This window comes from Rhizobium sp. 1399, assembly GCF_031455475.1.
Lineage (GTDB): Bacteria > Pseudomonadota > Alphaproteobacteria > Rhizobiales > Rhizobiaceae > Rhizobium.
Genome location: NZ_JAVDSU010000006.1, coordinates 92,703 through 106,840, shown reverse-complemented (window position 1 = coordinate 106,840; position 14,138 = coordinate 92,703). Strand labels below are relative to the sequence as shown.

At 59.8% G+C, this 14,138-nt stretch carries 11 protein-coding genes; 6 read left to right on the top strand and 5 right to left on the bottom strand.

Annotated elements, in window-relative coordinates; all coding sequences use genetic code 11:
• Positions 1-291: 291 nt before the first annotated feature.
• Positions 292-3,144, bottom strand: coding sequence for a winged helix-turn-helix domain-containing protein (locus J2X71_RS19880; RefSeq protein ID WP_310384174.1), 2,853 nt, complete (start codon positions 3,142-3,144; stop codon positions 292-294).
• A 294-nt stretch (positions 3,145-3,438) separates the two neighbouring features.
• Between J2X71_RS19880 and J2X71_RS19875 the strand changes: the two genes are divergently transcribed.
• The 5 genes from J2X71_RS19875 to J2X71_RS19855 are packed head-to-tail and all read left to right on the top strand — an operon-like array spanning position 3,439 to position 7,395.
• Positions 3,439-3,870: a heme-binding protein gene (locus J2X71_RS19875; RefSeq protein ID WP_310384173.1), complete on the top strand. Its 432-nt coding sequence runs from the start codon at positions 3,439-3,441 to the stop codon at positions 3,868-3,870.
• 11 nt (positions 3,871-3,881) lie between these two features.
• Positions 3,882-4,937 (top strand): NAD(P)-dependent alcohol dehydrogenase, encoded by a 1,056-nt coding sequence (locus tag J2X71_RS19870; RefSeq protein WP_310384171.1) that lies wholly within the window; start codon positions 3,882-3,884, stop codon positions 4,935-4,937.
• Between the two features lie 48 nt (positions 4,938-4,985).
• Positions 4,986-5,669: a type 1 glutamine amidotransferase domain-containing protein gene (locus J2X71_RS19865; RefSeq protein ID WP_310384169.1), complete on the top strand. Its 684-nt coding sequence runs from the start codon at positions 4,986-4,988 to the stop codon at positions 5,667-5,669.
• A 28-nt stretch (positions 5,670-5,697) separates the two neighbouring features.
• On the top strand, positions 5,698-6,000 hold the full coding sequence (locus tag J2X71_RS19860; RefSeq protein ID WP_310384167.1) for a putative quinol monooxygenase: 303 nt from the start codon (positions 5,698-5,700) through the stop codon (positions 5,998-6,000).
• An 18-nt stretch (positions 6,001-6,018) separates the two neighbouring features.
• Positions 6,019-7,395, top strand: coding sequence for an aldehyde dehydrogenase family protein (locus tag J2X71_RS19855; protein WP_310384164.1), 1,377 nt, complete (start codon positions 6,019-6,021; stop codon positions 7,393-7,395).
• Between the two features lie 80 nt (positions 7,396-7,475).
• Here J2X71_RS19855 and J2X71_RS19850 read toward each other — a convergent pair whose 3' ends face one another.
• Positions 7,476-8,261 (bottom strand): SMP-30/gluconolactonase/LRE family protein, encoded by a 786-nt coding sequence (locus J2X71_RS19850; RefSeq protein WP_310384715.1) that lies wholly within the window; start codon positions 8,259-8,261, stop codon positions 7,476-7,478.
• Positions 8,262-8,690: 429 nt separating this feature from the next.
• On the opposite strand from J2X71_RS19850, the gene J2X71_RS19845 reads away from it, so the two are divergent.
• A complete protein-coding gene (locus J2X71_RS19845) occupies positions 8,691-9,620 on the top strand; it encodes a LysR family transcriptional regulator (RefSeq protein WP_310384162.1) in 930 nt (309 codons plus the stop codon).
• 561 nt (positions 9,621-10,181) lie between these two features.
• Here J2X71_RS19845 and J2X71_RS19840 read toward each other — a convergent pair.
• The 3 genes from J2X71_RS19840 to J2X71_RS19830 form a co-directional block, all read right to left on the bottom strand.
• On the bottom strand, positions 10,182-10,388 hold the full coding sequence (locus tag J2X71_RS19840) for a GrpB family protein (protein ID WP_310384159.1): 207 nt from the start codon (positions 10,386-10,388) through the stop codon (positions 10,182-10,184).
• 244 nt (positions 10,389-10,632) lie between these two features.
• Positions 10,633-13,569: a hypothetical protein gene (locus J2X71_RS19835; RefSeq protein ID WP_310384157.1), complete on the bottom strand. Its 2,937-nt coding sequence runs from the start codon at positions 13,567-13,569 to the stop codon at positions 10,633-10,635.
• Positions 13,570-13,586: 17 nt separating this feature from the next.
• A complete protein-coding gene (locus J2X71_RS19830; RefSeq protein ID WP_310384156.1) occupies positions 13,587-14,138 on the bottom strand; it encodes an AAA family ATPase in 552 nt (183 codons plus the stop codon).

Sequence of the window (14,138 nt, the reverse complement as noted above, 5' to 3'; positions counted from 1 at the left end):
TCGGTGGCTGGTTCGGTCGTTGGCCGCGTTACCATGCAGGAGTGCGTCCCGGGCAACATGCGGGCAACGACGGTCGCGTTGTCGATCACGATTTCTGCGATCATCGGAATAGCGACGGGACCGACCCTCGTGCCGATTATCGCCGGACTGTTGCCTGACACCGGCAACGCCCTCCAACCTGCAATCGTGGTTGTTTCCGTGGTGCCAGCCTTGCTCTTGATCGTACGTTCGGCCTCGAGGGTTTCGGCGGCCTCAGCAACGGACAGTTGAACATCTGCTTTGGCCAGATGCTCATGTCATTTGAGCATGATTTGACCTCAGCGCATCATGTGCCGCGGTAATATCCGTGCTGCCGCTACTGTCGCAACGATCGCTCATGTCTTTCAGCTCTGCTAAGGCCGGTGCGGGAACGCCGATTTCGTTCGCGAGCTTGACACGGCTCGTTGCGGCGCGCAGCGCAAATCCGAAGGCGCCACACTCACGACCCAGGTCTATCGCTTCCTGAAGGTGCCGCATCGCGCCGTCTGCATCTCCATCCCGCCAGCACATCAAGCCTCGAAGATGCAGAAATTCGGCGTCGCACCAACGGTCTCCACGCTGCCGACTGTAGTTCATGCCCTCATCGATGCTCCGGCGAGCAACCGCGACTTTATCATGCGAAAGCGCCGCGTGAGCGAGCATCACATACCGCAGGGGTAAATGGATCAGAAAATTGCAGTCGCGAATGGCGGCGATTGCTTCCCTCAACCGTTGGATCGCCTCCACGTCTCCGCGCGCAGCGTCGATCGCTGCCTGATGAAAGCGGGCAAACGGCGGCCAGGTGTCGATCTGGCGGGTCTTCAGGCGCTCGGCCAGCATCGATGCTCGCTCCTGCGCTAAATCAATTCGCCCACATAGCAAGGCTATGGGCGTGGCCGCGACTGCCAGCGAATGCGCGCAAGACAAGTCGTGGTTCAAAGTCAGCGCGGCGTTCAGTGCTTCCTCCGCAATCTCAAGTGCACGCCGATGCTGGCCGACTACCCAAGTGGACAACGAAAGATGATTTCGGAAATTGACGAACCTGTCGATCTGGAACCTCGAGGTCTGACCACGATTGCCGAAAGTCGCGTGCTCGCGAGCCAGGCGCTCGAGACCCGCATGTCCGGATTTGATGTTCCCTTGATAGAATTCGCAGGTAAACAACTCCCGATCGGCATTGGGAGCCGCGGAATAATCGTCTATGGACGCCATGAAGCGGCGGAGATCGGCAATCGTTTCAAACGCCCTTTGATGAAAGCCCATGGCGGTCTGGACCATTGCTAGGCCCATCTTGGTTCGAAGACAGTGTTCCACGCTTCCGGCTTTTAAAGCGAGCTCGAACCCCCTCATCCAAGTCGCTTCGAGTTCGTCATCGAAAGGATAGCGATAACAAAGATTCCAACCATGCGCGGCAACCAGCTTCATCCGGAGCAGGAGGTGATCACCGGACAGGTCGTCCAACGCCGACAGCGCCTTTTCGACGCGTGTTCCGCTTTCCGCCATTGTCGAGAATTCGACCCAGAACGGCAAGGCAGCAACAGTCAGCCGTACCCCGAGCTCGGCCTGCCCATCCGAACCATAGGCCCAATCGATCATGCGGCGGAGGTCAGCGCTCCAGCCGCCGTAGAGCGCCACCCAATCTTCACGCGGCCGCCACGTCCATTCCACTTCCGCCCTTTCGAACAGCGCAAGAATGAAGCGGCCATACGCGATCATGGCCGCCTGCTGCTCGCCCTGCCCTATGAGCCGTTTGTTGGCGAAGGTTCGGGTACTGTCGAGCAACCGGTAACGGCGACGCCTCCCCGTGTAATTGACTGACACCATGGATTTGACCGCGAGGGCTTCCAGCCACGCGGTGACGTCCTGGTCATTCGCCAGATGGCCAAAGGCGTCGATGACATCGTCAAGCGCGAAGGTGCCACCAAAAACGGAAAGGTGACGGAGTAGCCGGGCTTCATTCTCCGGGAGCAGCCGATAACTCCAGTCGAGCGTCGCGGTGAGCGTCTTGTGCCGGTCCATGCCATCTCCGCGCGAGGCAAGCGCTTCGAAATCAAATTCAAGCATTTGCAGCAGCCCCGCAGGACCGTTGGCCGGGAGTTGTGGAACCGCCAGTTCGATCGCCAGCGGGATACCATCGAGACGCTGGCTCAATTTCGTCAGCGCAGGGACATCCGCGTCCTTCAGCCGATAGCCATGTGCCTCCGCGCGTCGAACCAGCAATTCGATCGCCGAAAAGACCATTGCCGATCCGGCATCGAGAATTGCGTCCTCGGGTGGACACCGAAGAGGGGAAAGCCGATGGACGATCTCGAACCTGCATCGTAACGGCTCGCGGCTTGTCGCGATGACTGTCAACCCGCGCAATGCGTGGGTCAGGTGATCTGTTATGCCGGCCACGGTCGCTAAGAGGTGCTCGCAATTATCCAGGACTAGAAGCTGGTTCTGACCGCTCAGCGCATCAACGAGACCATCTAGCGCGTCGATTGGGCTGCTTTCGATGCCGAGCGCACGGCTGATGGCCACGGCGACGAACTGTCCGTTCTCGAGCGCGGCTAGGTCAACGAAACACACGGCCTGCGCCTCGGTATCGCTGATGCTTCGTGCGACTGCGATCGCGATGCTTGTCTTGCCGACGCCGGCGGGTCCAACGATGGATAGCAGCCGTGTCTGGCGCAATGCCTCGGCAATCTCCGCAAGCGCATCGGCGCGCCCGACCAGCGGCCTCGACGGCGGTAGCGCTCCGTCGATCTCCTTGATCGACGGAGGAAGAGTCGACTCGCGCGGACTCAGCACCGTTAGAGGTGCAACGAAGCGATACCCCCGTCCGGGGACGGTCGCTATGCAGGGAACGTCAATGCCGTTGGCCCGCAGCGCGCGACGCAAAGCAGCAATGTTGACCTTGAGGTTACTCTCCGCGACGAACAGGCCAGGCCATGCCGCTTTAAAGAGTTCGTCCTTGTTGACGACCTGGCCCGGTCGACGCACGAGCGCGTGGAGCAAATCCATGGCGCGCGATCCCAGGCGGATCGGGATATTGCCGCAAAGCAGCGATTGCCGCGCGGGCGTGAAACGGCACTTGCCGAAGCAATAGGTCGTGGAATCGATCGCATCAACCCCTTCCACCATTCCTCCTTTCGCGGCTGCGATTGTAACGATGCGATGCGTCGCAGACGCCCGCCCTGACGACGGCGGCTCGCGAGATGGATTCCGAGCCTAATAGTCTTATACCAGCAGATTCACCTTTTTTAACCGGCCATGTCGATGCCGCAGTGATATCAAGGTTGCGGGCTGACCAGGTGAAGGAGATCCGACAAGGTTCGCAAAGGTCCCGCCCGCATTCAGCAGGTTTCCAGCGTCCGGTGGTCGTTGTTGGCCATGGCTGCCCGCGCCTGGACCCGGATTTATCGAGGAACACAAGGTATGCCGCGCGCGCTCAGCACACTGACATTGTCGGACGCCAAACGGATGCTTGAGGCCGGTGAGGCAAAGGCGGCCGAGCTTGGCATTCCCTACAATGTCGCCGTGGTCGATGCGGGTGGTGCGCTGATCGCATTCTCGCGTCAGGACGGCGCGCTGGAAGGAAGCATCGATCTCGCCATCGGTAAGGCGAAGACGGCGCGGATGTTCGACAAGACGACCGAATATCTCGCTGAACTGGCACAGCCTGGAGCGCCTCTGTTCGGGATAGAGCAGAGCAACGGTGGCCGCGTCGTCATTTTCGGCGGCGGCTTGCCCGTCGCGATCGGCGACCAGATCGTCGGAGCCGTCGGCACCAGTGCCGGTTCGGTCGAGCAGGACATCGCGGTCGCAGAGGCGGCGGCCGCGGCGATCGCAAAAGATCCAAAACCCTGAAGGAGGCAGTGATGAAAGCCGCGCGCATTCTTGAATACAAGAAGCCCCTCACACTCGAGGACATCAAGGTTCCAGACATTCAGCCTGACGAGGTCCTCGTAAAGGTCGCTGCCTGCGGCATGTGCCGTTCGGACGTGCTCCTGATCGATGGCTTCTTCCAGGGCTATGGCGATATTCCACCCCCCGTTATTCCCGGCCACGAGATTACTGGCACGGTCGAGAAGGTCGGTGGCGTCGTGGCCAAAGCTGCAGGCCTGGAGGAAGGTGATCACGTCGTCGTGTCACCCGGCTGGGGTGACGGCGTCTGCAAGCATTGTCAAGTCGGCAACACTCACATCTGCCCCAATGTCCGCTGGCCTGGCTTTGGTCCTTATGGTGGCTTTGCCGAATATATCCCGGTGCCGGCTCGTTATGCGATCAAGGTCGCCAGGCATCTCAAGTTCGAGCAACTTGCACCGCTGACGGATGCCGGACTTACCCCCTATCGTGGACTCAAGAAGATCCGCGATGCCGGCGGGCTTGGCCCGGACCGGGTAATCGGCGTATTCGGCATCGGCGGCCTAGGTGCCTACGCCGTCCAGTATGCCAAGCTGCTCGGTGCAGGCGGCCCTGTCGTTGCAGTCGCCAGGAACGAGGAAAAACTCCAGGTCGCAAAAAAATATGGCGCCGACCACATCATCGCGATCGAAGGCAAGTCCTCCGAAGTGGTGGGAAAGGAGCTCAAGAAGGCGACCGGACAGGACAAATTCGACGCGATCATCGACTGCGCCGGTGCGACCGAGATGATGCAGCTCGCCTTCTCGCGTCTCGCGATCGGCGGGCACTATGCCGATGTCGGCTTTATCGGCGACCGGATCAACGTTCCTCTGTTCCCACGCGTCCACGGCGAGCAGACTTTTCACGGCTCGTTCTGGGGAAACAACGCAGATCTGATCGAAGTTATGGCGCTCGCCGCAGAGGGCAAGATCCAGCACACGATCAAGACGATCTCGTTCGATGACATCAATGAGTACATCGATCTCATGCGCGACAACAAGGTCGTCGGGCGCGCGGTCGTCACATTCTGATGCCGTGCATCAAAAGAACAAGTCGAACGAGATGTTTAGGAGACAATCATGACCCAGCATGTTCTGTTCATCGTCACCAATGCGGCTGTGATCGGACCGCATAGTCGAAAAACCGGCTTCTTCTTTGCGGAAGTCGCCCATCCGTTCGATGTGCTCGATGCCGCCGGCATTGCGGTGGAGTTCGCCTCGCCGGTCGGCGGATGGACGCCCTACGACGCCTATGACGAGAAGGATCCCGCGCAGAAGGCGTTCTTCGAGAGCAAGGCCTTTCGGCGGCTCAATCGCAGCCGCAAACTCTGCGAGGTCGACGCTGCTGACTACGATGCCATTCTTGTGCCCGGCGGACTTGGGCCGATGGTCGATATTCAGCGCAATGCTGAGGTGCAGGGAGCAATCGTCCGCGCCTGGACGACCGGCAAACTCGTGACAGCCGTCTGCCATGGACCCTGCGCGCTGCTAGGCGTCGACATCGGTGACGGCAAACCGTTCGTATACGGCAAGAAGCTCACGTCGTTCTCGAAGAAGGAAGAATACGACTATGCGCGCGAGGACGTGCCCTACGAACTCGAGGATGCGCTGAGAGCCCAGGGCGCGGAATACTCGTCGGTTGCCAACTGGCAGCCGCACGTCGTCGTCGATGGGCGCTTGATAACAGGCCAGAACCCGGCGTCAGCAGGTGAACTTGGGAAAAAGCTGCTCGCAGCTTTGCGAGACGTTGCCGCTTCGGCCTGAAGCGGCAACGTCACATGGGAGAACCACCATGTCGCAATCATCGGTGAAAATCACGGCCAGCCTGACGGCTCATCCCGGCAAAGCCGAAGAACTGCGCGAGTTGCTGCTCGGCATGGCGCCGCTTTGTCGGGCAGAACCGGGCAATCTGCGCTGGGATGTCTGGCGGGATACCGCACTGCCCGAGCGCTACGTGCTCGACGAGCTATATCGTGACGCCGAGGCGGCGGAAGCGCACCGCCGGACGCCGCACTACCACGCCTATCTCGCCAGAGTTCCTGCGTTGGCGGATCGCTCCGCGCTCATTCTCGAAGCTGTCGCGCTTGAAGAATAACCGATCCGGAGGGTCTCCATGCTTGAGGTCGTGCAAGCCTATGATCGCCAACATATCGCCGATTTGCCGACGGACGATGCCAGCGCGCTCGAACGCAAGTTCACCGTCGCTCGCGAGCGCTTTGAAGATCGGGACAGCTGGCTGAAACCGCACCAACGCATAGCCGTACTGCATCGGCTTGCGGATCTGGTCCTGCAGCAACGCGAGACGTTCGCGATGCGCATTGCGCGCGAAGGGGGCAAGCCTTACACCGATGCGCTGGTTGAAACCGATCGCGCCATCGACGGGATCCGCGACGCCACCGATCTGCTTCGCACCCGCGGCGGCACCGAGATACCGATGGGGCTGACCCCAGCCAGCGAGGGGCGGCGCGCCTGGACGATCCTAGAACCCATCGGCGTCGTTGCTGCGATCTCGGCGTTCAACCATCCCCTCAACCTCATCGTGCATCAGGTCGCGCCGGCGATCGCCACGGGGTGCCCGGTCATCGTCAAACCCGCGGCCGCGACACCGCTTTGCTGCCTCGAGCTGGTAAAGCTCGTCCATGAGGCCGGCATGCCGGAAGGCTGGGTTCAGACCCTACTCCCCGAGAACCGCGATCTGTCCAGCGCTTTTGCGAGCGATCCGCGAGTCGCCTTCCTGAGCTTTATCGGATCGAGCGCGGTGGGCTGGCACCTGCGGGCCAATCTGGCTCCCGGAACGCGCTGCGCACTCGAGCATGGTGGTGTGGCGCCGGTGATCATAGACCGCACCGCTGATATCGACGCGATTATCGAGCCGCTCGCCAAGGGCGGCTATTACCATGCGGGCCAAGTCTGCGTCTCGGTCCAGCGAATCTATGTCCACGAGGCACTCAGGGATGCCTTCGTCGAACGGTTCGCCGAGCGCGTCGGGCGACTGCGTGTCGGCGATCCCCGCCTTGCCGAAACCGAGGTCGGCCCGCTGATTGAACCGAAGGAAGCCGATCGGGTCGCCAGCTGGGTCGAGGAAGCAGCGTCGGGTGGCACCCGCTTGATCGGAGGTGGACGCCTCAGCGACACGACGCTGGCGCCGGCGATCCTCATCGATCCGCCGAGAAAATCGAAAGTGTCACACGAGGAGGTATTCGGCCCAGTCACCTGCATATTTGCGTTTGCCGACCTTGATGATGCCATCCGCGAGGCAAATTCACTGCCGGTCGCATTTCAAAGCAGTATCTTCACGCGCGATCTCGCCGTCGCGCTCGACGCAGCCGAGCGTCTCGACGCCTCGGCGGTCATGGTCAATGACCACAGTGCCTTCCGCACCGATTGGATGCCGTTCGCCGGCCGGAGGACATCCGGCTATGGCGTCGGTGGCATTCCCTATACCGCCCGCGAGATGACGGCGGAGAAAATGATCGTCTTCAAACGGTGATTGAGACGTCTTACCGAGCACCTGCTCGTCGTTAGCTGGCAAGACGAAGCCAAGTTTGTGTCGGCTGACCTTGCCCCGTACTATCGCGCCTCTCCGTGGATCCTTGTCTCGATGCGGTAGAGACCCTTGGTTGCGGTAATGTAGAGCCAGGTCCGATCACTCTCTGTGGCTAGTGCAATATTGGTCACCGCGCTTACATCTGGCACAGGAACAAATGCAATCTCCTTTCCATCCGGGCTATAAACTCTAACGCCCAACCGACTGGCTGCGGAGACCGCAGCATAGATGTTGCCAGCCGAGTCCACCGCAATGCCATCAGGGCCAGTCTCTTTCCCGTAGTCGACGAGAACTTTCTGATTGCTGGCCGAACCGTCGGCTGCGAGGTCGTAAGCCAGCAGACGCATTGCTCCGCTCGCCTGCGGGACCTTGTCGATGCGCCAGTCACTGAGCAAAGGATCGAGTTCGGCCACGTAAAGGGTCTTCTGATCCGGCGAGAGTGCAATACCGTTTGGCCGAGCTATGTCAGCGAGAATAAGATGGACGGAGCCATCAGGGTCGATGCGATATACGCCCGATACGGGCTGCTCGATTGTCTCATAACCGAAATAGCGCGGGTCGGTGAAGTAAATGCGCCCCCTCTCGTCGATGTCCAGATCATTGGGTGCGTTGAAGGGTCGGCCTTTGTAAAGGCCCGCAAGAATGGTCGAGCGACCGGTTTTCGCGTCGGTCCGGATGACACTTCGACCGCCGAAGTCCGCACCCTCGGTGACCACCATGTTGCCGTCGTGGTCGAACTTGATTCCGGCTGCCATACCGCTCGGCGAGCGGTACAGCGCGGTCTGACCCGTGACAGGATCGTAGACCAGATGTTGCCGGCCTCCATACCTGTGGCAAAAGTCATAGTTAGGTCGCAGAAGTAGACCCTACCGTCCGGGCCAACTGCAGGTCCTTCTGTCCAGTAGCCGCCGTCGAAGAGCTTCTCAAGCTTGGCTCCAGAGGCAACAATCGGACCTGCGACAAGCGGAGCCGTCTTTATCTCGGCTGCGCGGGACAACGTCGCGGTCGTTCCAATGATGACGGCGGCAGCAGCTATGGCATGCCATTTCGGCTTTAGACCCCAAAAACTTTCCAGGCGGGTCATTTGATCACTCCAAGGTTCAGGTGGGATGGATTGGCCATCGGAATAGGCCGGATTATTCGATATCCGTTTTCCCCTAAGCGAGAAAACCACGTGCGCCGCCGCACATAACTGCATAGGGTGCAGCAATAGACATAGAATAGGGGGAAGTTGTCGTATGGAGTTGGATCAAGGTCGCGCGGACGAATATTCAGCTTTGCTGGCCGTGGCTCGAACAGGCTCGTTCAACGCCGCCGGCCTGGCGCTTGCACGTCACCCCACGATCGTTTCGAAGCGCATCGCCGCACTCGAGCGCCGGCTGGGAGTGCGTCTCCTCGAGAGGACGACGAGACGGGTGCGCCTGACGGACGTTGGGGCGCGCCTCACCGACCGCCTGGAGAACGCCGCCGCCGCCATCTTCGAAGCCGAGCAGGAGGCTGCCGCCAGTGGATCAGAATTGCGGGGGCGGCTGCGTCTTGCTTTCCCCGCCGCCATGGGACGGCAATGGCTGGCGCCTGCGCTGCCCGATTTTGCTCACCAGTACCCTGGCCTTAATATCGAGGTGGATTACGCCGAGCGCTTCGTCGACCTCGTCGGTGAGGGCTTCGACGCGGCGGTTCGTCTTGGAACGCTCGGCGACAGCCGGTTGATCGCACGCAAACTTGCAGATCATCGGATCGTTCTTGGCGCGTCTCCAGGCTATCTGGAACGGCGCGGAACTCCTCGCCTTCCCAAGGACCTAGCAGCTCACAATCTGCTGCGCTACACGGGGCCGGTATCATCTCCTGAATGGAAGTTGCGGAAAGGCAGTTTCAGCGAGACAGTCCTGCCTGATGGAAACTATCGCTCGAACGACATCGGTGCGTTGCTCGAAGCAGCAAGGCAGGGCATCGGCATCGTCGCGTTCGGAGACTGGTTGATGTCACGCGATTTCGAGAACGGCGCATTGGTTCAGGTGCTGTCGGATTGGCGGTTTCTTGAAAACGAGGGAATCTATCTTGTGCGACCCTCCAGGGAGTTTGCGCCGGCGAGAACTGAAGCATTTATCCGCTGGATGACCGCTTTATTCGCGAGCGGCGTGCCATGGCACCGCTCAGAGTCGGACTGATTGACATTAAGTGCGGGCTCTGCTGTCGCATGTTGTCGATCACTGAAAGAATCCCGCCCACGACTGTGTGGAGCGGGTCGATGATTGGCGATCGTCAAGCCGCAACAGGGGCTGTGATGGGATCACTTTCCGATATTCAAGTAGGTCTGGCAGGGACGATGGCCGCGCGCCGCACCCGATCTCGCTGGTCATCGATATAAGCCTCGATATCTGGCTTTACGATTAGTGCGTAATTGACCGTAGATATAAGATCTATATCTCATAGTGACGGTCACAGGCCTTTTGCAATCCCGGCCCGATCCCCCCGCTTCCATGAGAGACATCCAGCAAAAGAGCATCACCGTTCGGGGCTTCATGAACGTGGAATTCATTGATCCGCAACCTGCGTCTTTAAAGGAGGCTGCAGGTTGGATCAGCGACGGCAGGTTGAAGTGGCGGGAGGACATTGTTGACGGCCTTGTACATGCCCCGGCCGCATTCATAGGTCTTCTTGAGGGGCATAATTTTGACAAGCTGGTCGGGTGTCGAGCGAGCGGTAGAATGTCGGCCGATGCCAGTCGACTAGTCTCGAACCCGATCGTATTCTTCTTGCGCGCGCTCACGCGGTTCAAATCCAAGCTTGACCAGCTCCGCACTTGCATCGGGGACGTCATCCAAACTCGGTATAGTGATGTCGATGTCGATGATCGGCTTCGCGGCCAAGCCCGGTACGGCAGTGCTGCCGATGTGGTCAACAGACACGACAAATTTCCCGAGTGTCGCTCTCAACAGGACTTCAGTGGCAGAGAAATCATTCGTCCAATTTGATCGAAAGCGGAGAGTTCGACTAAGGTCGGCATGGGCGTACCGTCAACAGAGGAGATAGCTGACGTTAACCGATTCATCTAATCCATGTCTCCTCCTGGCGGAGGATTACCGTCGCGGAGGTCAGCATTTAGCTCTAACGGATGGCGCAATGAGGCGGTATCCGGTTCGGAGCTCATCGTAGCTGCGCCTTGGTGTCAGGTCCCTTCTACTCGGCCGCAATCCTACCAAGCCGGCTCGCCGATTGAATTGTCTCCAAATCATGTAGCCGGACGCTCGGGCAGACCTTCTTGGCGATCTCGGTCAGGTGCTGATGATGCGTCAGATAGATTACCTGCCCACGCCCGGCCATCTCGGTGAACAAACGGAAGGCCTCCTCGGCACGGAAGTCATCGAAGGTTTCCATGATGTCGTCGGCGATGAACGGAATGGGTGCGCGATTGGCAACGAACTCGTGATATCCCGCCACCCGAAGCGCGAGATAGAGCTGGAACCGTGCGCCCTTGGACAGCTCGTCGGCGATCTTCGAACCGCCGTTCGCCGAGACCGCGATCAGGAGTTCTCCATCCTTGCCGGGCTGGGCGGCGACACCCGTGTAGGCACCGCGACTGATGGTCCTGAACGCATCCGACGCCCTTGTCATCATCCCGCTTCGATGCCGATCTCTAAAGAGCTTCAGCGCCTGCTCGGCGGCGGTTATCCCCGCGCGAAGTTCGAGGTAGCGCCCGGCGCGTTCTTCGATCTCCAACAAAATGGTGCGCCGCTGCTCCTCGATTTCCGCGACGACGGAATCGCCGCCTATGGCGTCGAGCGCTTTCTGCATGGTGGAGCGCTCATGGAAGACGTCGTGACATTTTCTGTCCTGGTCTTCGAGGATTGGCGTCAGCAAAGCTAGCTGGCCCTCCAATTCTTCTCTATTCGCCGACGCGAGCCTCTCCTCGACGTCACCGATATCGTTCGCACCACTGATCTCGATGAGTTCTTGCTCGACGTCAGAAATGGAAGTCCGCAGCACCTGCCGCTTCGAGGAAAGCTCGATAAAGGTCTCGACCTCATCTAGCGTGGTACACTCGAAGAACGCTGCCATCTTTCCTATTTGGAGATCGAGTACCTCCTTGGTGACAAGGTATTCGCGCTCTTCTTCTCGCTTCTTGTCGAGATCGCGTCCCAGCTTCTCCCGTTGCTCCCTGCCCCGCTCTGCAACCATGAGACGGTCGGTGATCGTCCGCGTAAGCTCCGTGAGAGAGGCGGATTTCGGGATTTCCAGGCTGTCGCATAATTCGAACACCGAAGCTTCGAACAGTGCGCTATCCTTTTCCATCTTCTGGATTCGATCGCCGAGGCTGTCTTTGGCTTCGATTGCCGAAGCTAGTTTTTCGAGAACGTCGAGGATCCCGTTGACTGCATCTACGTCTGGGAGGATCGACGCCTCCCCTAACCAGCAACCGTTGCAGAGCTCGAACCATCTGGCGTCCCATTCCTGCGCGGCTTTCAACGCATCGGTCATCGCACGGGCGCGCGCGGCGTTATCCTCCTTCAGTCGCACCAGACGGTCTGCCTGATCCATGGCGAGGTTGAAGGCATCGAGGCCCTCTTCGGCGGCTGCGAACAGCGTTGCCAGATCGGCGTCGCCGCGGGCGGCCAGGCCCGTTGCCTTGATAGCCGCAAGCAACTGTTCCTTCGATTGCTGGGTCCTGTCATGGATTTCCGCGACTTCCTGGTCGATGGCCGATAGATCGTCACGTGCCCTTAGGGCAACGGTCCTTCTACGCAGCCATTCTTCCAGTTCTGAGGGATCAACACCAAATTCGGCACTGGACGAAATCGATGCCAACGTTGGGGACATCTCCGCTCGTAGTTCCGCGAGGGAACGTGCGGCCGCTTCAATACGCTCGCGGGCAGTTTCGATATCGGAACCTGCGGATGCTCGGCTCATCATCAACTGCGCCAGCTTGCTGGCCTCTGCGAAATGCAGGAGCCGTTGCGAAACGAGGTGATCGTCCGCTCTCATGGCATGCTCAAAAGCGTCAGCCGATTGCACGTCCATCGCCTGACGATGTGCAACCCATGCCCTTTCACGGGCGGCTCTGCTAGCCGCGACTGAAGGTTCGTCGATCTCCCCTGCCCGAGCGCGGAGGACTTGGATCTCCGCGTCCATCCGTCTGGCGTCCGGCTCAAGGCGCTCAAGTTCGGCGCGCGTTGTCTTCGTCCGCTCCCGACCGTCCTGGTATCGAGTCCTCCAATCGTTCAGCTTTGCGGCCGACGGCACGCTCATTGCCGCCAGGTCGGTCGGACTGCCGGCCCAGGGAGCCAGATGCGCGAGGCTTTCCGACAATACGCCATCCGCGTTCTCGCGCCGCCGCATCAGGGAACGGAACGCGACCTCGTCGCCGGCTTTCGGCAGAGCTTTAACCGTCGCCGCAAGTACTTCGAAAGCCCTGATCCGTGCAGGATCGCGAAACTCCTCGAAGAGCGAAATCCGGTTGCCCTCATCCTGAAGGGCGCGTTCCGAACGGATAAGCTCTTCCTCCGCGGAAGCGCGACGAGCTTCGACCCCGGACCTGGCGCTGATGAGCGATCTGAGTTTGCCGACGGTCGCCGCATCCAGAACCAACCGCGCAGGCGTTTTCTCGTCGGCTTTGCCTAGCTGCAGAAGGAGCGTTTCGACAGAGAGTTCAGCGACCCGGCCAGTAAGCTTCGGGATGTCGACCTGCGCCGTCAGGTATCTGGGTTCGAATGTTTTCGTGAGATCGGCGACGCGCGCCGCGAGGCCAAGAGCGACAGCGTCATCGGCCATCCCGTCAATCTCGTTCTCGATCTCCGCAATAGTACGGGCAACCTCGTCCAGCTTGACGCGGATTTCGATTTCACCCTTGCGGATTGCCGGGAGTTCGATCTTCCACGATTCCGGTGGATCGGACACCGTCTCGAGGGCATCGAGCTGGCCTCGAAGCCCGGTAAGCCTGCGCATCGTCGGAAGCGCTCGTAGGACACGGTTGATCTCGTCAGCCTGGCGCTGGGTGTTCGCACGCTCGGTCAAAGCCTGATTGTAGAGACCGTCGAGGCGCTGCAGTTCAGCCAACCTCTTACGATACTCGGTGGCCTGGAGGTCGAGTTCTTCGCGTTTTTGCTTCAGCTCCGTCAACCGCAGCTTGAGCTCACTCAGTTGGCTGCTGCGTCCCGAAATTTATAGAAGGTGTCCGCATCCCCGCGGATCGTCAGGAGTTGGCGGCTGAGATCGGAAAGCCCGGCGCTGGCGGAGAAAAGCAATTCGCCCAGGTCTCCCTTGCTTGCCAGAATACTTTCACCACCTTTTTCGAGTGTGATGTCGTCCAGCGAAAACATTGTCGAGAACGCGTCACGATCTATTCCGCCAAGGTCGGCCCGGATCTCCGTATCGGCGAGGCTGCGTTCTTCACGATCGAGCAAACTGTTCTGGGGCCGCTTGATACGGACGAAGTCTCTGTCCTGACCTCCCACATGAACGTTCGCCCCTAAGCGCATCGTATTATAGGGGTGCTGGAACCCGTATTTGGTCGTATTGCCGATCCCGAAGGTCAGATCGAGGATCGCGTCGAGCGTGGTCGATTTTCCAGCCTCATTCGGACCGTAAATGACATGGAGGTCTGGAGATCCGACGGGACGCGATCCGAAATCGATGACGGCATCGGTGAACTTCCCGTAACGCGTCAGGTCGAGACGGTTGATGCGCAC